At 31.1% G+C, this 20,761-nt stretch carries 17 protein-coding genes; 8 read left to right on the top strand and 9 right to left on the bottom strand.

Going from position 1 to position 20,761, the window contains the following annotated elements:
• Window positions 1–85: 85 nt before the first annotated feature.
• The 3 genes from GQS57_RS10645 (at window position 86) to GQS57_RS10635 (ending at window position 4,441) form a co-directional block, all read left to right on the top strand.
• Entirely contained in the window at window positions 86–2,185 is a 2,100-nt protein-coding gene (locus tag GQS57_RS10645) for an HAD-IIB family hydrolase (protein ID WP_165732838.1), read from the top strand.
• Window positions 2,186–2,189: 4 nt separating this feature from the next.
• A complete protein-coding gene (locus GQS57_RS10640; protein WP_165732837.1) occupies window positions 2,190–3,464 on the top strand; it encodes a glycosyltransferase in 1,275 nt (424 codons plus the stop codon).
• A 92-nt stretch (window positions 3,465–3,556) separates the two neighbouring features.
• Entirely contained in the window at window positions 3,557–4,441 is an 885-nt protein-coding gene (locus tag GQS57_RS10635) for a carbohydrate kinase (protein WP_306771943.1), read from the top strand.
• Window positions 4,442–4,540: 99 nt separating this feature from the next.
• Here GQS57_RS10635 and GQS57_RS10630 read toward each other — a convergent pair whose 3' ends face one another.
• From GQS57_RS10630 to GQS57_RS10600, 7 genes are all read right to left on the bottom strand, one after another.
• A complete protein-coding gene (locus tag GQS57_RS10630; protein WP_165732836.1) occupies window positions 4,541–5,098 on the bottom strand; it encodes a hypothetical protein in 558 nt (185 codons plus the stop codon).
• 145 nt (window positions 5,099–5,243) lie between these two features.
• Window positions 5,244–5,873, bottom strand: coding sequence for a hypothetical protein (locus tag GQS57_RS10625; RefSeq protein WP_165732835.1), 630 nt, complete (start codon window positions 5,871–5,873; stop codon window positions 5,244–5,246).
• 150 nt (window positions 5,874–6,023) lie between these two features.
• A complete protein-coding gene (locus GQS57_RS10620; protein ID WP_165732834.1) occupies window positions 6,024–6,713 on the bottom strand; it encodes a hypothetical protein in 690 nt (229 codons plus the stop codon).
• A 141-nt stretch (window positions 6,714–6,854) separates the two neighbouring features.
• Window positions 6,855–8,180 (bottom strand): M28 family peptidase, encoded by a 1,326-nt coding sequence (locus tag GQS57_RS10615; RefSeq protein WP_165732833.1) that lies wholly within the window; start codon window positions 8,178–8,180, stop codon window positions 6,855–6,857.
• Window positions 8,181–8,329: 149 nt separating this feature from the next.
• On the bottom strand, window positions 8,330–9,280 hold the full coding sequence (locus GQS57_RS10610) for a succinylglutamate desuccinylase/aspartoacylase family protein (RefSeq protein ID WP_165732832.1): 951 nt from the start codon (window positions 9,278–9,280) through the stop codon (window positions 8,330–8,332).
• On the bottom strand, window positions 9,270–10,145 hold the full coding sequence (gene rimK, locus GQS57_RS10605) for a 30S ribosomal protein S6--L-glutamate ligase (protein ID WP_165732831.1): 876 nt from the start codon (window positions 10,143–10,145) through the stop codon (window positions 9,270–9,272). The genes GQS57_RS10610 and rimK overlap by 11 nt, the downstream gene beginning before the upstream one ends.
• Window positions 10,145–10,582, bottom strand: a complete 438-nt coding sequence (locus tag GQS57_RS10600; protein ID WP_165732830.1) for a RimK/LysX family protein — start codon at window positions 10,580–10,582, stop codon at window positions 10,145–10,147. The genes rimK and GQS57_RS10600 overlap by 1 nt, the downstream gene beginning before the upstream one ends.
• Before the next feature lie 393 nt (window positions 10,583–10,975).
• On the opposite strand from GQS57_RS10600, the gene GQS57_RS10595 reads away from it, so the two are divergent.
• Entirely contained in the window at window positions 10,976–11,890 is a 915-nt protein-coding gene (locus GQS57_RS10595) for an NAD(P)-dependent oxidoreductase (protein WP_262887629.1), read from the top strand.
• A gap of 192 nt (window positions 11,891–12,082) precedes the next feature.
• On the opposite strand, the gene GQS57_RS10590 is transcribed toward GQS57_RS10595, so the two are convergent.
• A complete protein-coding gene (locus GQS57_RS10590) occupies window positions 12,083–13,639 on the bottom strand; it encodes an NAD(P)/FAD-dependent oxidoreductase (protein ID WP_165732828.1) in 1,557 nt (518 codons plus the stop codon).
• A 453-nt stretch (window positions 13,640–14,092) separates the two neighbouring features.
• Here GQS57_RS10590 and GQS57_RS10585 point away from each other — a divergent pair, with 453 nt between their 5' ends.
• The 4 genes from GQS57_RS10585 (at window position 14,093) to GQS57_RS10570 (ending at window position 19,568) form a co-directional block, all read left to right on the top strand.
• Complete coding sequence (locus GQS57_RS10585; RefSeq protein ID WP_165732827.1) at window positions 14,093–14,950, top strand: PPK2 family polyphosphate kinase; 858 nt, start codon at window positions 14,093–14,095, stop codon at window positions 14,948–14,950.
• Between the two features lie 65 nt (window positions 14,951–15,015).
• Window positions 15,016–15,843 (top strand): 3'-5' exonuclease, encoded by an 828-nt coding sequence (locus GQS57_RS10580; RefSeq protein WP_165732826.1) that lies wholly within the window; start codon window positions 15,016–15,018, stop codon window positions 15,841–15,843.
• 130 nt (window positions 15,844–15,973) lie between these two features.
• On the top strand, window positions 15,974–16,459 hold the full coding sequence (locus GQS57_RS10575; RefSeq protein ID WP_165732825.1) for an ABC transporter ATPase: 486 nt from the start codon (window positions 15,974–15,976) through the stop codon (window positions 16,457–16,459).
• A gap of 190 nt (window positions 16,460–16,649) precedes the next feature.
• Window positions 16,650–19,568 carry a glycoside hydrolase family 3 N-terminal domain-containing protein gene (locus GQS57_RS10570; RefSeq protein ID WP_165732824.1) on the top strand — a complete coding sequence of 973 codons (2,919 nt, stop codon included), beginning with the start codon at window positions 16,650–16,652 and terminating at the stop codon, window positions 19,566–19,568.
• A 100-nt stretch (window positions 19,569–19,668) separates the two neighbouring features.
• On the opposite strand, the gene GQS57_RS10565 is transcribed toward GQS57_RS10570, so the two are convergent.
• A complete protein-coding gene (locus GQS57_RS10565; protein ID WP_165732823.1) occupies window positions 19,669–20,757 on the bottom strand; it encodes a 1-acyl-sn-glycerol-3-phosphate acyltransferase in 1,089 nt (362 codons plus the stop codon).
• Window positions 20,758–20,761: the final 4 nt, after the last annotated feature.

The raw sequence follows: 20,761 nt of genomic DNA, 5'->3' as shown, positions 1-20,761 counted from the left end.
CGATAGATAGCTCAAGTTTTGGTTGTCCTTAAATTTTTAATTAAATTCAGTGTTATTAATGATTCTCTCATAAAAACACAATGAAATGACTGTAAAAAGCTTAAAAAATGAAAATAAAATAAAATTATTGTCCTTTGATATTGATAATACTTTAATTGACTTTCATACCTATAAAAGTAACTTTAAAAAAATATGGGAAAAGTATCATGATCAGAACGATGTGCTTTTAACATATAATACCGGTAGATTAATAGATGACGTCTTAGATTTAATAGATAAAGAGGTGCTTCCAGAGCCAGATTATATTATTTCTGGAGTAGGTACACATATTTATAATTTTAAAAAAGGTGCTGTAGAAAAAGAATTTAATGATGTTTTAGATGATGGGTGGAATTTGGAATCTGTAGAAAATATCATTCAAAAAATCAAACACCCTATTAGTGATCAACCAACAAAATTTCAACATTCTTATAAAAGAAGTTATTTCTTTCATGATGCGAGTAACGATCTTATTGAAAGTATAGAGCAAGATTTTGCAGATGCAGATATGGATGTGAATATTGTGTATTCTGGCAATAAGTTTTTAGATGTTTTGCCTAAATGGGCAAATAAAGGAAATGCTTTGCGTTGGCTGTTAAGAAGATTAAAATTTAAATCTGATCAGGTTTTAGTTGCTGGAGATAGTGGGAATGATTCCGCAATGTTCGATTTAAAAGATGTGTCTGGAATAGTGGTTGCAAATGCACATGATGAATTGTATCTGTATACAAAACATAAAAAAGTTTATCATACAGAAAAAGAAAAAGGAGATGGTATTATAGAGGGTTTAATTTTCTATGAAATATTACCAAAAGAAGCACTTGATGATACAAAAATTGATCATTCTGATGATTTTTTTATCAAAAAAGAGAAAGAAAATATTGCGCAAGAAGATACCGATGAAAAAGTTGCTTTAATTAAAGAAGGATACGTAAAAGCAATTGAAGCTTTAAAGAAAAATATTACACCACTTGGCTTTTCAGCATGTTCTATAAAGGATAATATTCCAAATGGTACAGATGAAAATTATCATAGTGTTTGGGCTAGAGATGGTGCAATTACAGTAATTGGTTCGTTGTCTTTAATTGATGATGAAGAAATTCATACTTGCCAAAGACAAACATTGGTTACTTTGATAGAGCATATTTCTAGAAACGGACAAATACCTGCAAATGTTCGGTTAAAAGACCAAGAGCCAGATTATTCTGGAGTGGGTGGAATTTGTTCTATTGATAGTGGAATTTGGGTAGTAATTGCTTTTTACGAATATGTAAATGTTACCAAAGATATTAAGTTTTTAAGAAAATATATTGGAGATATAAAAGAAACCATGCGATGGTTAGGGGCACATGATAGTAATAATGATGCACTTTTAGAAATTCCAGAAGCAGGAGATTGGACAGATTTATTTGGTAGAAGTTATAACATTTTATACGATGAAATTCTATGGTATAGATCTAATGTTTGTTTCGGACGAATGTTAGAAATGTTAGGAAATCATGAAGATGCAGGAGAGTATATTAGATGGTCTCAGGTAATTAAAAAAGAGATTGTACAAAACTTTTGGCCTTCTACAAAGCAAAAATTATTTCAATCTGTTTCATTTGCAGAAAAACAATTTACTTTAGGAGATACTTCTTATTTAATAGCACAAACAACACCTTTCGATTTTAGCTGGCGTTGCGATACCCTTGGAAATATTTTAGCCTTTTTACACGGAACTATAGATGCTGAAAAAGCGCATCAAACTTTTAAGTTTATGTTGGGGGTTGGAGTTAATGATCCTTTTCCGGTTGCAAATGTATACCCAGTAGTAAGTCCTGGAGATCCAGATTGGAAACCTTATTACACGGTAAATCTTCTGAATTTGCCCAACCATTATCATAACGGAGGTATTTGGCCTTTTGTGGGGGGATTCTGGGTGAAATTCGTCAATAAGTTAGGGTTTAAAGACATCGCAATAGAAGAATTACACAAACTAGCTTTAATCAATAAAGAAGGAATTAATGAAGAGTGGGAGTTTACAGAGTGGGCACATGGAACTACAGGGAAACCAATGGGGAAAGCCTATCAAGCTTGGTCTGCAGCGCAGTATATATCAGCTTGTAACGATTTAAAAATAATTAAAACTAAAACTAAAAAATAGAAATATGAAATCAATATTAATGATCTCTTTACATGGATATGTAGGGGCACACGCAGAATTAGGAAAACCAGATACAGGAGGTCAAGTAGTATATGTATTAGAATTAGCAGATAGATTTAGTAGATTAGGTAAACGTGTAGATCTGGTAACACGGCAGTTTGAAGATCAACCAGAATATGATCATGTAGATGAAAATTTTAATGTTTGGAGAATTCCTTTTGGAGGAAAAAAATTCATTAGAAAAGAAGATATGCACGATCATCTTAAAAAATTTGTGACCAATACGTTGGCTGCAATTAAGAAAGAAAATAAAAAGTACGATGTTGTGTATTCTCATTACTGGGATGCAGGTTGGGCAGGACAAAAAATTGCAGAAGAATTAGGTATTTGTCATGTGCATACACCACATTCTTTAGGTTGGTGGAAACAACACTCTATGGGAAGTGATATGGATGAGAAAGAGATGGAGAAAACATATCGCTTTAAAGAACGTATTAGAAAGGAGTATTTTGTGTATCAGATGTGTAATTTTGTAATTGCAACTACGCTTCCTCAAGTAGACTTATTGGTGCAACAATATGATGTCTTGTCTAGAAACTGTAGTATGATTCCTCCAGGAATTGATGAAAATAGATTTTTCCCGGTTCCGTCTAAGGAGAATGACAAAATTCGATTGAAATATGATATCAAACCAACCGATATTTTGGCGTTGGGTAGAATGGCGCATAATAAAGGCTACGATTTATTAATACGTTCGTTACCAACGGTTTTTGAATTATGCCCAGAAGCTAGATTAGTCGCTGCAATTGGTGGGGATTCTCAGCAAGATAGAGACGGAATTGAGACTCTAAAAGTACTGGCGAAAGAACTAGGAATTATGGATAAAATTAAGTGGAAAAATTATATTGCAGATGAAGATTTAGCAAACGTATATAGATCTGCAAGTATTTTTGTGATGCCTTCTAGATATGAGCCTTTTGGTATGGTTGCTATTGAAGCAATGGCTTGTGGAACTCCAAGTGTAATTACCGTTCATGGTGGTTTATGCGATTTAATTGATTTTGGAAATCAAGCTTTATTTGCAGATCCACACAGACCAAAAGAATTTGGAGCAATGATGGCAATGCCTTTATTATACCCTAAATTAAGAAACGAAATGTCTGTAGAAGGAGCACGCTTTGCACGTAGAAATTTTGGTTGGACGGGAATAGCAAAAAGGATGTTAACCATTTTTAATAGCTCTATAAATCAGAACACTATGGAATCTAATGTTTATTAGTAAAGCTAATAACGTAAATGTATTATGTTACATAGTAAGTTTTTTATAGTTGAATAAATTCCGGTCTTTATCGGGATCTAAACCCTTGGTTAATGATGTCTAAAATAGTCTGTTTTGGTGAAGTTTTGTGGGATGTTTTTCCTACACATAAAAAAATAGGAGGAGCTCCTTTAAATGTTGCAGTTCGTTTAAAATCTTTTAAGAATGATGTTGCTATGGTAAGTGCCATTGGTAATGATGAATTAGGAAAGTTGATTTTAAATTACATAAACGATTTAAAAATAAATGCTGATGCTGTTGTCATTTTAGAAGATTATACAACAGGAGAAGTGGCTGTAACGTTAAATGATAAAGGAGCTGCTACCTATGAAATTGTACATCCGAAGGCTTGGGATAAAATTCCGCTTACAACAGCAGCGGCAACATTGGTAAAACAAGCTGATGCTTTTGTTTTTGGTAGTTTAATAACTAGAGATACTGTTTCTAAAAACACGTTGTATCAACTTTTAAAGCTTGCTAAATATGCTATTTTTGATGTGAATTTAAGAGCTCCTTTTTATTCAAAAGATATTTTAGTAGCGCTAATGGAGAAAGCAGATTTTATTAAGTTTAATGATGAAGAACTTTATGAAATAAGTGCTTTTCTAGGTTCTCCTTTTCATAATTTAGAACAAAACATACATTTTATAGCTCGGAAAACAAAAACAGCACATATTTGCGTTACAAAAGGCGAACATGGTGCTGTTTTATTATATAACAATGCATTGTTTTACAATAGTGGCTATAAAATTAAAGTAGTAGACACCGTTGGTTCTGGAGATTCTTTTTTGGCGTCTTTAATTAGTCAATTAATTAATGGTTCAGCTCCACAAAAAGCAATTGATTTTGCTTGTGCCGTTGGTGCTTTAGTTGCTCAAAATGAAGGAGCAAATCCTATTATTTCTGAAAATGAAGTTGTTCAGTTTAGTGCTTTATAGAATACTTTTTTTAATTATTAAAAGCGTATTTCCCTTTTTTATATCTTTTAGAAGGAGTAGAATCTAAAATATAAGGAATGGAAATTATTTTACAAAATATTAATTTATTAGAATTTTTCCACAATTAATTTCGTGGTTATTGATTTTGTAAATTAGTTCTTCTTTTTGTAATTCAAATCCAGCTCTTACTGTTCCATTTACACCTTTGTTAGAAATAGCAACCGTATAAAAAAGATGCGAGCTATTAGGTTTAATTATTGTTCTCAATTTGGATGGTTTATTCATATTTTCTTTAAGAAAATTTATTATATCCAAACCATAATTCGGTAATGATTCTTTCTCAAGGGTCATCTCGTTATTTGGTATATACAAATTGAAGTTTATGTTAGGTGCGGAAGGTATTATAAATGAATTGGCAGAAAAATCTATTTCTAATTCCAAATTGGAAGCCGAATTATTAGATATAGAAGTCCAAAATGTTACATAAACAAATTCTTTTCCGTTTGTTGTTGTAAATCTTTGTCCGCCTTTTGGATAACTATTCTGAATTGTGATATCCTTATTAATAGAATTTTTATATTCAAATTTGGTATGAAAATTTTGTCCTATTATTGTATTTGTGAACAGAAATATAGTAAATACGATAGAGAATTTCATTAGTTCATCTGTTTTTTCGGCTTAGATACAATGTGGTTCTGTATTGGAAGTTGCATTTTTAATGAACGGCTATTTTCCGAAGGAAAATTGAAGTTTTAGGTAGAACACTAAAATAGCAATTTTAATATATGGTGTTGTTAGTATTTTATTGTTTGACTTTTACTTCAAAATCTATATTCTCAGAATAATAATCTAGGTAAATAAAGATTGGATTTTTCGTATCAAGTAATTTATAACTTTCCACAATACCATTTTCACCAAAGCTTAAATTTGTAAAATTTTCATATGGATGTAAACAGCTAAACCTGAATAGTGAGAATAAGTTATAAGGAATATTTTTTATTTTCAATTCAGCAATACTTGTTATTATTTTCTTTTTTTTGTTCTTGTATTTAATTAATTTTACTGTTTTTGATAAGCTGTCTTTAGCTATAACTTTAAAATCAAAGACTGTATTAGGTAAATCTCTATAAAATACATCTGAGGTATTTTCATATTTAAATTGATGATGAATCTCTTTTTCATATCCCTCACTTTCAATTACTTTAAAAAAGTGATGTTTTGAATTTTTTAAATCAATAATTTCTCCAATGTTTTTATCTTTAAATTTATATATATATAAGAAATAGCTATTGTCGTTTTTGTTAGAATAAATAATTTTCTGCTTATAGAAACCGTTTTCTGATTTATAGTTAGTTAATAAGTTAAATTGATAATTCTGAGCTAAACAATTAACCGAAATCATTAGTGTTAGAATAAGTATAGTTTCTCTCAAATTATTATTTAATTACCTACGTTGTTGTATGAACTTTACTGAGTTGTTTAATTACTGAATTTACTAAATAAAACACGAACTACGAAATTCTATGGAAATTTCACAAGTGAGCTAAAATCAGTAATAAAATTTATTTTTTGTTAGCAATAGTTATATTTTTACGATCTTCATATTATATTTTGTAAAATAATCAAGAATAAATTGTACTTTATCTTTATCAGAATTTTTCATTTCTTTGTAAAGTTGCTTTCCTAGTATTTTTGGGAATTGTTTGAAATCTGATTTAGAATCTATTATATGCAATCCATCCAAATCTTGAAAGTATAATGTTTTGGATTCAATAAATTGATCTTTTTCCAGATCCATATGTGATGGCCACTCTACACTTTCTTCAAAAGATAAAACTTTGTTTTTTAGATAAATATAATCATGTAAATATAAATTTAGTTTCCCTTCTTTAAGTTGATTTTCTGAGTTTTCAATTAAAACAGTCATAAAAGCATTTCTTTTTACCGCACGACTAAATGTTTTTATTTTAAATGGTAAGGATTTTAAAGTTAAAGTTTTTCCTTCTGAATTTTTCATTAATAAATATGTGAAATTATCAGGGTTTATTGTTTTTTTATCTCCTTTTTCTGTAATATAGACAAAACCTCTTTGTATTGTTTTAATCGGCAATACTTCACCTTTTATTAGTGTTGTATCATTCTTTTTATTTACTAAATAATAATTTATTGGTTTTTTAATATTTGGATTCAGCTCATCTATACTTTGAAGTGCTTGAGAATAACTTAAGGATATAAAACCTATTGATATAGCAAAGAATAATTTAGTTTTCATAAGTTTTTTATTGAGATTGGTTTAAATTATTGATTTTCAATGAAAAAAATCAAGAATCATACCAAATTATTTAATAATTGGTGTGATTCTTAGATTCAGTTTTTATTATTGCCAAATGTTAATACTTTAAGCATATAACTACTATCTCATTATCTCATTAGGAAAAACAACAACACTTTCATGTCCATTTTCTCCAACAGCTGCCACACCAAAAAAGAAGTTGTCAATAACAATTCCGTCTAAAGTAAATTCTGTAGCTTCTACATATCTAGTATGGTCCCAAGTAGGAGAGGTGGTATCTCGCCAATAAATTTTATAACCTTTGGCTCCGTCAACTTTATCCCATTTTAATTTTACAGCTGCTTCTACAATTCCGCCAATAGCTACTTTTTTAGGAGCTTCTGGTGCCCAAGCTAAATTGGCCATAGTAATGGCGTTTACGGCAGTTAGTTTTTTTGCATATTCGAAATTTACATGCTCAAAAGTATCTCCGTATGCAATACCTTTTTCAGTTCTAATATCTTGATGTTGCTGTGTGTAGTTTTCATGACCTTCCATAATTCTAATTCCTGCAAAACCTAAATCGTTAAAAGGTCTGTGATGTCCTCCTCGTCCAAATCTATCTAATCTATAAATCATCATTGGGTTCATTTCTGGCATATATGTTTTTACATTTTTATGAATATATCTTGCCAATTGTCTAGAAACCCCATCTACCTCACCGCCATAAAAACGTCTTGCTTTGCGTTGTTTTTCCGTTTCATTTGCAGGCACCGGTTCCGAGAAAATTCTAAAACTACGATTGTCAATTACACCATCTACACCTTTAATATTACCAATCATATCGTTGTTTAAAACTCCGATAATTTCCCAATCTTGTTCTTTTGCATAGTTGGCCAAACCAGCACCACCAAACAAACCTTGTTCTTCACCAGAAAGACCTACATAAATAATACTGCTTTCAAATTGATACTTACTTAAAACTCTTGCGGCTTCTATGGTTCCTGCCATTCCGGAGGCATTGTCATTAGCACCAGGAGCATCTGTGGTAAAATCCATTGCATCGCTTGCACGAGAATCAATATCACCACTCATAATAATATATTTGTTTGGGTATTTTGTTCCTTTTTGAACTGCCACAACATTTACAATCCAAGCATCGTGAGGTACTCTTCTATTCCCTTTTTTTGAAACAAAGTCCTTTTGATAAAAGGTGTTTATACAGTTGTTGCAATTGCTAGATATTTTATCGAATTCGGCTTTTATCCAGCGTCTAGCTGCACCAATACCACGAGTTGTAGAAATAGTATCTGAAAAAGTATTTCTTGTACCAAATTCTGTTAGCGTTTTTATATCAGCTTTAATATTATCTGCAGAAATATCGTTTATGATATCGTAAATTTTAAGATCTGTTTGTGCAGAAATAGTAATGGACATTAATAAGAATAAGAGTGTAATTTTTTTCATCTAGAGGAAAGTTTAGATGCCTAATTTACAAAACAAAAAAGAGAACAGATTAAAAACCTGTTCTCTTTTACTATTTTATTTAAAATGCTATAACCTGTTAGAAATCTATCATCAACCTTTAGGTTAAAATATTGCTTGCAGCATGTACATTATTCATCAATACTAACATGAAATAAAGCATCTCCTTTATTTACAATTGGTGTTTTATTAATACAGAAAATATTACAATCAAATGGCGCATAAATTTTCTTTTTAAACTCCCCAAAAGGATCTTGTATTACACCTAATACTTCTTTCTTTTTAACAAAGCTTCCGTTGGCAACTCTAATTTTAAACATCCCAGAATCTGGAGCTCTTAACCATTTTGCCTTATGGACAAAAACAGGGGTTTCTCTAACCGTAATGTCTCCTTCAATAAGTCCTAAACGAATTAATACATTTCTAGTTCCGTTAACACCTTCGTTAATAATTGTAGGGTTTAGTTCCTTAGATTTTCCACCTTCAAAAAGTAAAACGGTTTTACCCATTTTATGCAAGGTGTCTCTAAGTGATTTTGTGATGTTTTCAGAAAAAACAATCATTGGAGGGTTAAAAACCTTTGCCAATTCTAATGCTTTTTCATCGTCTTTACTACATCTTATTTGTGCAATATTATCACGGTCACCACCACCTGTATGAAAATCAATGACATAATCTACCAGTGGTGCAATTTCTTTTGTAAATTGATATGCAAATTGACTAGCTAAAGATCCACTAGCAGAACCAGGAAACATTCTATTTAAATCACGTCCATCAGGAAATTCTCTAGTCTGTATTAAATATCCAAAAATATTAAAAACAGGAATACAAATAATGGTTCCTGTTTTAGGTTTATTAATCTTTAAATTAATAATTTCTCTAATAATTCCAACACCATTTGTTTCATCACCATGTATACCCGCTAGCAATAAAACTACGGGACCAGGCTTCTGAGAACGCTCTATAATTATAGGAACTTTTACAGTGGTTCTGGTATGTAGTTTTGCTACTTCTAAATCTAAAACAGTACGTTTTCCTTCAGGAATTACTTTTCCTAAAAGGATAAAAGGTTTACTCGACATGAATTTCTAAATAACGAATTATTTCTTTCGCAATATTTTTACCTGTTGCTACTTCAATTCCTTCTAAACCTGGAGAAGAATTTACTTCTAATACCAAAGGTCCTTTAGATGATTGTAACATATCTACACCAGCAACACCCAAACCTAAAGCTTTGGTTGCTTTTAATGCAGTTTTTTCTTCTTCATCGGTTAATTCTATGACAGTTGCGTTACCACCTCTGTGTAAATTAGAACGGAATTCTCCTTCTTTACCCTGACGTTTCATAGCACCAATTACTTTACCATCAACTACAAAAGCTCTAATATCTGCACCACCAGCTTCTTTAATAAATTCTTGCGCAATTACTCTTGCACCCAATCCATTAAAAGCCTCTAAAACAGAAGTAGCAGCATTTTTTGTTTCTGCTAAAACCACACCTAAACCTTGTGTTCCTTCCAATAATTTTAAAATTAAAGGCGCACCACCAACAGATTCAACAACGTGCTCTACATCTTTTGTGTAATTGGTGAAAACTGTTTTTGGCAACCCAACACCAGCTCTTGCTAAAATTTGTAAACTGCTTAATTTATCTCTAGATTTTACTAAAGCTTGAGAAGAAACTGCAGAAAATACTTTCATCATTTCAAATTGACGAATAACAGCAGTTCCATAAAAAGTTACAGAAGCACCAATTCTTGGTATAATAGCATCGATGTTTTCTAAATATTCTCCTTTATAAAATATTTTTGGAGATCTTTTTTCAATTTCAATGTTACATTTTAAATGGTCTACAACCATTACTTCATGACCTCTTTTTTCGGCGGATTCTACCAATCTTCTAGTTGAATACAATTTAGGATTTCTAGACAGAATTACAATTCTCATTATATTTTATTTTTTAATTTGTGTGATAAGTTTGACTTTGTAGTGTCTATCACGAATTTTTTATTTAAAAACTTTCTTCCAAGCAAGATCGGGAATTTCATGTCTTTACGTTCACTTAATGTTAAATGAATAGGGAATATTTCGTTGAAAATTACAATTTCAGTTTCCACTAAAAATCTTTTTTCGGAAATTCCATTCGAGCTTTTCACCAATTTAGAAGCGTAATTTTTTGTAGTAAACTCCTTATTATTGTAAAATGGATGCTCTGGATCTAACAACTTAAACCGGATAAAATTTTTTCCGTCTATGGTTATTTCTTCAATATTAGAACAATGAATTGATGAAGTATAAGCACCAGAATCAATTTTTAAATCGATGTCTTCTAGATGCAGTTCCGGAAAATCGGCTTTATCAATACGACCAATAGTTATTTTCATATATTAATTTAATCAGTTGTAAAATTAGTGATAGTTATTCGATATCTTGATAGAATGAAAAAAAATATAAAGAATTATCAAATAACTAATCTAACTATAAGGTTTTTAAAAATTAGATAAATTTTTGATGTTTTAAAATAGATATAAATATCAATTATATTTGAATACTAAATTTAGATAAATATAGAAAAAAATATAAAACTTTTTCTTGCTAGAGCTATTCTATTTTAGAAAATGGACTATTCGTTTACAACATGGTTAAAATATCTATTTACAATTTTTTGTTTTTATTAATAAATTACAAATCAGTGTGTTAAAAATATAAGTTAAAGAGTTTAAAGAACAGAGGATAGTTCTGTTAAATGTTTTTTTAATGCTGATAGATGCATATCTTTGCACTCTAATTATAAATTAAAAGAATTAAATATGAAAAAACCTACTATCGGATTTATCGGACTTGGCCTTATGGGTGGTAACATGGTTGAAAATTTGCAAAAAAGAGGTTATGAGTTAACAGTAATGGACCTTAACAAAGATGAGGTTGCAACTGTAGTGGCTCGTGGTAATGCTACCGAAGCTAGCTCTCCTAAGGAATTAGCAGAAAAAAGTGATATTATAATGTTTTGTTTAACTACATCTGCTGTAGTTGAAAAGATTGTTTACGGTGAAGATGGAATTTTAGCAGGTATTAAAGAAGGTGCTGTTTTAATTGATTTTGGAACTTCAATTCCTGCATCTACTATTAAAATTGGTAAAGATTTAGCAGCTAAAGGAGCTGGTATGATTGATGCACCATTAGGTCGTACACCTGCACACGCAAAAGATGGTTTATTAAATATCATGGCAGCTGGAGATAAAGTTACTTTTGATAAAGTAAAACCAGTTTTAGACGAGCAAGGAGAAAATGTATTTTATTTAGGAGCTTTAGGAGCAGGTCATACAACTAAGTTAATTAATAACTTTATGGGAATGACTACTGTTGTTGCAATGTCTCAGGCTTTTGCTGCTGCAAAACTGGCAGGTGTAGATACACAACAATTGTTTGACATTATGTCTTCTGGACCGTCAAACTCTCCATTTATGAAATTCTGTAAACATTACGCAGTAGATAACGTAAGTGATTTAGGTTTTTCTATAAACAATGCAAATAAAGATTTAGGATATTTTGTTCAGATGATGAACGATTTAGGAACTACTTCTAAAATAGCAGAAGCTACTTCAGCAAACCTTCAAGCGGCTGTAGCTGCTGATATGGGAAGCGGAAATGTTCCTGAAATTTTCGATTACTTTACAAGTTTAAAGAAATAATTATTTCCGCAATAGCGGAAGTATAAAATAGATTTTGATTTTAAGGTCAAAATGAATTATATAAAAATACCTCAAGTTTTTCTTGAGGTATTTTTTTTGTTTTTATAATGATTTAAAATCTGTCAGTTCTAGTGAGATTTCTTTTTCAGAAATTTTGTGTCGAGAACTAATTTGGAAGTTAATATCTCAAGATTACAATTTTGCAATTGCTGCTTCTGCACAACGTTCACCATCCATAGCAGCAGAAACAATTCCGCCGGCATAACCACCACCTTCACCACAAGGATATAAACCTTCTATTTCTGTATGCTCTAAACTTTCTTTTCTTGGGATGTTTACCGGTGATGAAGTTCTAGATTCTACACCAATAATATTTGCTTCGTTGGTATAATAACCGTGCATTTTTTGTCCGAATGCAGCAAAACCTTTTCTTAATCTACCACCAATAATTTTAGGTAATAAAGAATGTAAAGGAGCCGATTTTAATCCTGGTTGATACGAACAATCATTTAAATCGTTAGAAAGTCTTCCATCCACAAAATCTACCAATCTTTGTGCAGGTGCAGCTTGTGTTCTTCCACCAGCAAAAAAGGCTATTTTTTCTAAATCCTTCTGAAATTCTAATCCTTTTAAAGGTCCAAACTCTTCGTATTTTTTAAAATCTTTATCAATATCTAACTCAACAACAATACCCGAGTTTGCAAAACGGTTATTTCTACGAGAAGGCGACATTCCGTTTACAACAACTTCACCGTTTGCGGTAGCTGCAGGAACAATAAAGCCACCAGGACACATACAAAAAGAATACACACCTCTGTTATTTACTTGGTGCACCAAACTATACGCTGCTGCAGGTAATAATTCGTCTCTTTCTCCTGAACAATGATATTGAATTTGATCTATAATTTCCTGTGGATGTTCTACACGAACTCCCATAGCAAAAGATTTCGCTTTTAAAGCAATCTCTTTTTTATGTAACAATTCATAAATGTCTCTTGCCGAATGTCCAGTTGCCAAAATAACTGAATTCACAGCCATTTCTGTTCCGTTTTTAAGATGGATAGCTTGTAACTTATTATTTTTTACAGTAAAATCTGTAACACGAGTTTCAAAATGAATTTCTCCACCGTATTTTAAAATATTCTCACGAACATTTTCGATGATTTTTGGTAATTTATTGGTTCCAATATGCGGATGTGCATCTACTAAAATTTGTTCTGTTGCTCCATGAAAAACTAGGTTTTCAAAAATTCTTCTAACATCGCCACGTTTTAAAGAACGGGTGTAGAGTTTTCCGTCAGAATAAGTTCCTGCACCACCTTCTCCAAAACAATAATTAGAATCTTCGTTTACAAAATGATCTTGATTGATGGCTTTTAAATCACGTCTTCTATCTTGTACATTTTTTCCACGTTCTAAAACAATTGGTTTGTAACCTAATTCAATACAACGTAAAGCAGCGTACATTCCTGCAGGTCCAAAACCAATAATATGAATTTCTTTGGCATTAGAAACGTCTTTATATTCAAAAGTATAATCAGATTTCTCTGGTACTTTTTCATTGATATAAACAGCTACTTTGTAGTTAAAGATGATGTCTTTTTTACGTGCATCAATCGATTTGCGCAATACTTTAACAGCAGAAATTTCACTTTTATCAAGGCTTAATTGCTTAGAAGCTTTGTATAATAAGATGTTTTCTTTACGTTCTTCTATTAAATTTACTCGAAGTTGAATTTCTTTTACCATGTGGCAAAAATAATGAAATTTAAAGTCTAAAAAAGCTAGGAATTCATGAATTTCTCTTCAATACGATATAATGATAATTTTTAGCGTTAAAAATATTTAAGTTGAGTAGGTAAATTGATGTATTCTGTTTTTTAAGTTGTGGTTGTAAAAGGCCTTTTTTTTGTTCTTCTATTTTCTGTTCGAGTATAGTTGACGTCTATTTACTGACTAAAATTGGTCTTGATTACATGCAACGAGACATTTAATTCATTTTTAAAATTAGATAAATTTTGAGGTATTTTAATATCTGAATAAAATGAAACATGCTAACTTTATACTAAAATTAAGAATTAGATATTTTATTTTTTTTAATTTTAAATGATGACTATATTGTGAATATAATTATTATAAAATGCTGTGAAAATCACGGGTAAAAATCACGATTTTATCTATCTTTAAAAAATATTTGAAAGGATGCTAGACAAAGAAAAATATAAAGTAAAAGGGACTATTCAATTGACTGATTTTAATACAAAAGAAGTAATAGAAAAGTCTAAGAAGAAGCTAAAGAAAATTAGAAAAAAACTGAGTGAGATTCAGGATACAATGTATGCAGAAGGCAAATATAGTATGCTTATTTGCTTACAAGGAATGGATACTTCGGGCAAAGACAGTTTAATTAGAGAGGTTTTTAAAGATGTAAATGCACGTGGAGTAGAAGTGCATAGTTTTAAAGTGCCAACAGAGTTGGAATTAAAACACGATTTTTTATGGCGTCATTATATTGCGCTTCCTGCAAAAGGTAAAATAGGTGTTTTTAATAGAACGCATTATGAAAACGTGTTGGTGACAAGAGTACATCCAGAATATGTTTTTGGAGAAAATATTCCGACCATAAATACGTTAGAGGATATAAATGATGCTTTTTTTCATGAGAGAATGGAAAGAATCAATAATTTTGAAAAGCATATTGCAGATAATGGAACCATCGTATTAAAGTTCTTTTTAAATTTATCTAAAGACGAACAAAAAAATAGATTACTAAGAAGATTAAATTTACCTGACAAGAATTGGAAATTTTCTGCAGGCGATTTAAAAGAACGTAAACTGTGGGATAAATACCAGTTTTGTTATGAAGATTTATTAAACAGAACTTCTAAAGAAAATGCACCTTGGTTTATAATTCCTGCGGATGACAAACCAACTGCAAGATTTATTTTAGCAGATATTGTATTAGAAGAATTAGAAAAATATAACTTTAAAGAGCCTACTTTGCCTGCAAAAATTCAGGATCAAGTAGCAGCATTTAAAACACAATTAAATAACGAATAGTTCTTGCTTTCGATTTAATAGGTAATTATTTTACCTGAACGGAGTAGAGAAGTTAAAATATTAAAATGAACTTAGATTTAAAGAAGCCAATCGTATTTTTCGATTTAGAAACAACAGGAGTAAACATTGCAACAGATAAAGTTGTTGAAATAGCCATTTTAAAAGTATTTCCAAACGGAAATAAGGAAAGTAAAACTTGGTTGGTAAATCCGGAAATGGAAATTCCACAAGGATCTATAGATGTACACGGAATTACAAATGAAAAAGTTGCATCAGAACCAACTTTTAAAGAATTAGCACCTCAAATTAATGAGATGATTGCAGATTCTGATTTGGCTGGTTTTAATTCTAACCGTTTTGACATCCCGCTTTTAGCGGAAGAGTTAATGCGTGCAGGTATCGATTTTGATATGAAAAATAGAAAAGCGATTGATGTGCAAGTAATTTTTCATAAAAAAGAACAAAGAACGTTAAGTGCTGGATATCAATTTTACTGCGGAAAAGAATTAGAAGGAGCGCACGGAGCAGAAGCAGATACCAATGCAACATACGAAATTTTGTTAGCGCAATTAGATAAATATAGCGACATAGAGAATACGGTAGATGCTTTAAGCGAATATTCTACACACGGAGAAAGAGCAGATTTTGCTGGTTTTATTTTAATGAATGATGAAAAGCAAGAAATTTTTTCTTTCGGAAAATACAAAGGTAGAACAGTAGAAGAAGTTTTTAAAGAAAACCCAGGGTATAATAACTGGATGCAGAATGCAGATTTTCCTTTATACACTAAAAAGGTATTAAAAGAAATTAAAGAAAGAATGACTGCGCCAAAAAAGCAAATGTCTGACAAAGAAAAGTTAGAAGCTTTACAACAGAAGTTTAATTTAAGATAGTTCTTTTTTGTCATTTCGAAATGAGCCTTTTTAGGTCATTGAGAAATCTCATAGTTAACGAATCTTAATCTTAAGTCTTGTCATTTAGATTGCTTAAGTAATTAAACGAATAAACAATTACACAACAATTATGTTTACAGAATATAAAAATTTACCAAATAATTCTCGTGTTTGGATTTACCAATCCGACAGAGAATTTACTAATAATGAAATCGAATTCATTTCAGAAAAAGCAATTGACTTTATCAATCAATGGACACGTCATGGCGATGATTTAAAAGGATCGTTTACTATAAAATACAATCAGTTTTTGGTGTTGGCAGTAGATGAAAGTTTTAACAATGTTTCTGGTTGTTCTATAGATAGCTCTGTTCGTTTTATTAAAGAATTAGAAAACGAATTACAATTAGATTTAATGGACAAAATGAATGTTACTTTTAAAGATAATGACAATATTAACTTAGTAAAATTGTTCGATTTTCAGAAGTTTGCAGAAGCACAAAAAGTAACTGCAGAAACCATTGTTTTTAATAATATGGTAGCTACCAAAGAAGATTTTGAAAATAATTGGGAAATCCCCGCAAAAGATAGTTGGCACAAAAGATTTTTGGTATAAAAATTGCCTTTTAAGTATTAAATTTAGTTAGCAAATTGTTGCGTTAAGGATAGAGCGGTCTGTTTGAGCTCTTTTTTAGGTTTCAGTTCGAGTGGTTACGCTTTTTAGCGTAATTGTATCGAGAATAAACCTGAAAAAAGCGAGTAGCGAAAGCCTGTTAAAACGCCCTAAAAATAGGTCCCATAATAATATGAAGAAAGAGTTATTAATAGTCGTTTTTATAAGTTTTGTTTTTAATTTATCTGCACAAAGTGTAGATCCTTTAATAGCGAAAGATGCAGAGGCGCAAGATATTTGGGTAGATAGTATTTTAAAAAATATGTCGATTGATGAGAAGATTGGTCAGCTTTTTATGATACAAGCTTATTCTAATAAAGACAAAAAACACGAAGATTATATTACAAATATGATTCAGAAATATCATGTTGGTAATTTAATTTTTATGCAAGGAACTCCAGAAAAACAGGCAGTACTTACTAATAAGTTTCAAGATTCGGCAAAAGTACCTTTGTTAATTGGTTTTGACGGAGAATGGGGCTTGGACATGCGTTTAAAAGATACGTACAGATTTCCATGGAACATGACTTTGGGTGCTATTGAAAAGGATTCTTTAATTACTGAATTCGGAAAGCATTTGGGAATGCATTGTAAGCGATTGGGAATTCATGTAAACTTTGCGCCGGTTGTAGATATTAATACAAATCCAGAAAACCCAATTATAGGAAACAGGTCTTTTGGTGAAGATAAAGAAAACGTAACCGAGAAAGCGATTGCGTTTACAAAAGGGATGCAAAGTCAAGGTGTTTTGGCAAATGCAAAACATTTTCCTGGTCATGGAGATACTGCGACAGATTCTCACCATACATTACCCGTTTTAAATTTTGATTTGGCGCGCTTAGATTCTATTGAATTGTATCCTTATAAAAGGATTTTTGATGCTGGTATGGCAAGTGTTATGACGGCACATTTAAGTATTGCTAGTTTAGAGCCAGATAGTAGATTGCCTACTTCTTTATCTAAAAATGTGGTGACTAATTTATTACAGCAAAAATTAGGTTTTTTAGGCTTGGTAATTACCGATGGATTAAATATGAAAGGTGCTGCAAATTATGCTACTTCGGCAGAAATTAATTTGGCAGCTATACAAGCAGGGAATGATTTATTGTTAATTCCGCAAGAGATTCCTGCTACGGTAAACATGATTAAAAAAGCTATTGAGTTAAATACGTTAACGGAAGAAAGAGTCGATTTTTCTGTTCGTAAAATATTAAAAGCTAAATATTGGGCAGGTTTAAATGAGTATAAACCAGTTGTCTTAAATAATTTGCATGAAGACTTAAATTCAATTGATGACGAATTATTACATAGAGAATTGGTGAAGAATTCTTTAACGGTTGTGAAAAATAAAAACTACAATATACCTGTTACCAATTTAGAAGAAAGAAAAATTGCTTATGTAAAATTAGGGGACGATTCTGGATATCCTTTTATTGATATGCTTCAAAATTATGGGCAAGTAGATGAGGTTTATAGTGAAAATTTAGACGGACTTATAACAAAATTAAAACCGTATAACTTGGTAATTGTTGGTTTTCATAAATCGAATGCAAACCCATGGAAAAGTTATAAGTTTACAAATAAAGAATTGGTTTGGTTGCAAGAAATTTCTAGAGAGAATAATGTAATTTTAGATGTTTTTGCGAGTCCTTATAGTTTATTACAAGTAAAATCTTTTACAAATATAGAAGGCATTATTGTGTCTTATCAAAATAGTAAATTGGCCCAAGAACTCTCTGCTCAATTAATTTTTGGAGCTTTTGGAGCAAAAGGGAAGTTGCCTGTTTCTATTAAAAGTGATTTTTTAGAAGGTAGTGGTTTTTTTACCTCAAACTTAAGTAGATTTGAATATACCATACCAGAAGCAGCCCAATTATCTTCTATAAAATTAAAGAAGATAGATTCTTTAGCTACCATTATTTTAAAGGAAAAAATGGCACCAGGTTTTCAGGTTGTAGTAGCAAGACACGGTAAAATTGTTTTAGAGAAAAGTTACGGACATCACACAGATGATACGTCTAGAAAAGTAAAAAATTCTGACGTGTACGATTTGGCTTCGCTTACTAAAATCTTAGCCTCTTTACCTTTGGTGATGAAGGCTGAAGAAGAAAATAAAATTTCTTTAAATGAAAAACTTCAAGATCTTTTACCAGGTTTTAAAGGCTCTAATAAAGCAGCGGTTTCTGTTAGAGAAATCCTTTCTCATTACGGACGTTTAAAAGCGTGGATTCCTTTTTATGTGGCGACTCAAGATAGTATAACGCATAAAAATTTACCGGCTTTTTATAGTAATAAACAATCGGAAAGATTTTCACTAAACGTGGCAAAAAACTTATATATAAACAAGAGTTATAAAGACAGTATTTATAAATATATTAAAGATGCAGACCAAAGAACAACTGCCGGATATAAATACAGTGATTTAGGGTATTATTTACTACAAGAAGCGATAGAAAACACATATGAAAAACCTTTAAATACCTTGGTAGATGAAGAGTTTTATCAATCTTTAGGCGCTAATAGAACCACGTATTTACCGCTTCAAAAGTTCCCTGCAAGTGAAATTATACCTACCGAAAAAGATAACTATTACCGTAACCAATTAGTGCAAGGTTATGTGCATGATATGGGAGCTGCTATGTTGGGTGGAGTAGGTGGACATGCAGGTTTATTTGCCAATGCAAACGATGTTGCAAAAATTATGCAGATGTATTTACAGAAAGGATATTATGGAGGTAAAAGATATTTAAAAACAGAAACCTTAGATAAATTTAACCATCGTTATTTTTCAGATATGCAGGTTCGTAGAGGTTTAGGTTTCGATAAACCGCAGTTAAACCCGAAGGTAAAAGCAACTTGTGGCTGTGTCTCCGACGAGAGTTTTGGGCATTCTGGTTTTACAGGGACTTACACTTGGGCAGATCCACAAAGCGGAATTGTCTACGTGTTTTTATCTAATAGAGTGTATCCAACGGCAGCAAATAGAAGTTTGGTAAATAGCAATATGCGTACAGAAATTCAGCAAGTAATTCAAGATGCTATTATAAATTAAGAGGAATAAAATAGTTGTTTTTAGAAGCTATTTCCTGCTTTCACTACTCGCTTTTTTTGAGAAAAACAAAAAAGAGCTCAAACAAACCGTTCAATCAGGGCTAGACTTGATTGGACGGTTTGTTTTTTTTATAAGAACTAGCCTCTGTATTTGTTGGCGCTAATTTGCTGTATAAAAATATAATTAATAAGCTAAAAGAAAAATAGAGTAACGCAATCTTATCACCAAAAAAATAGGATACTATAAACGCTTGTAGTGCATAAAAAACAGGTAAAATAAACAGATTATAAGTAAATCTAAAAGTGTCTACAAAATCGATATCTGGATTCTTTTTCGCTTGTTTTTTATAAATTAGATAATGAACCAAACTATTTAAAAGAATTACATAATACAAGGGTTTTAAGTAGTTTGTTTTACCTTCTTTTTTAGGCGGAAATGTATTTGTTTTAATCATTTCTTGTACCTTTTTAACTTCTGTAAAATCTACTTGAGCATCATTTAACTTCGTTAAAATAGTATCGTAGTTTTCATCTTTTTCTATATGTACGGATAATTCTTTTAACTGATTTGCAACTTCGTTTTTTAGAATGTTAATAGATTTACTAGGAATGTTGTTAGCGTAAATTTCAGAAGCATTAATAGGTGCTCCGTAATGCAGTGCTACTTTACAAGGAAAGTGAGATGCATTTTGGTAGGTAAGGCCTACAGGTACAACTTGTATTTGTAAATCTGGATATTTTTCTATAGCTCCATATACAATTCTAGTAAACCCTTTGCTTAAAGGTCTAACGGTTCTTTCTCTACAATCGCTACCCTCTGGAAAAATCATCAACGATTTTCCACGATTAAAAATGTCATAACAGGTATTAAAAACTTCCTCGTTTTTAGCCAATTGATCGATGCCGTCTCGCATTCTATAAATAGCAATTAGATTTAAAGAATTTAGAATTTTTTCTATAATAGGGTTTTTAAAAGCAGCCGCTTTCACTAAAAAATAACTTGCTCTAGGATTGTTGGTGGTTACAATTAAAGGATCTATCAATCCGTTTGGGTGGTTTATAGCAAAAAGTACAGCACCTTTTTTGGGAACGTTTTTTAAACCCACAACTTTTATTTCTTTTGTGTAAAAAAAGAGTCCGAGTTTAACATACAAACGCACAAGACGAAACCATATTTGCGAAACTTCCATATAT

Origin of the sequence: Polaribacter sp. 20A6 (assembly GCF_011378915.1) — a bacterium.
Lineage (GTDB): Bacteria > Bacteroidota > Bacteroidia > Flavobacteriales > Flavobacteriaceae > Polaribacter > Polaribacter sejongensis.
This window is presented reverse-complemented; position numbering and strand designations above follow the sequence as displayed.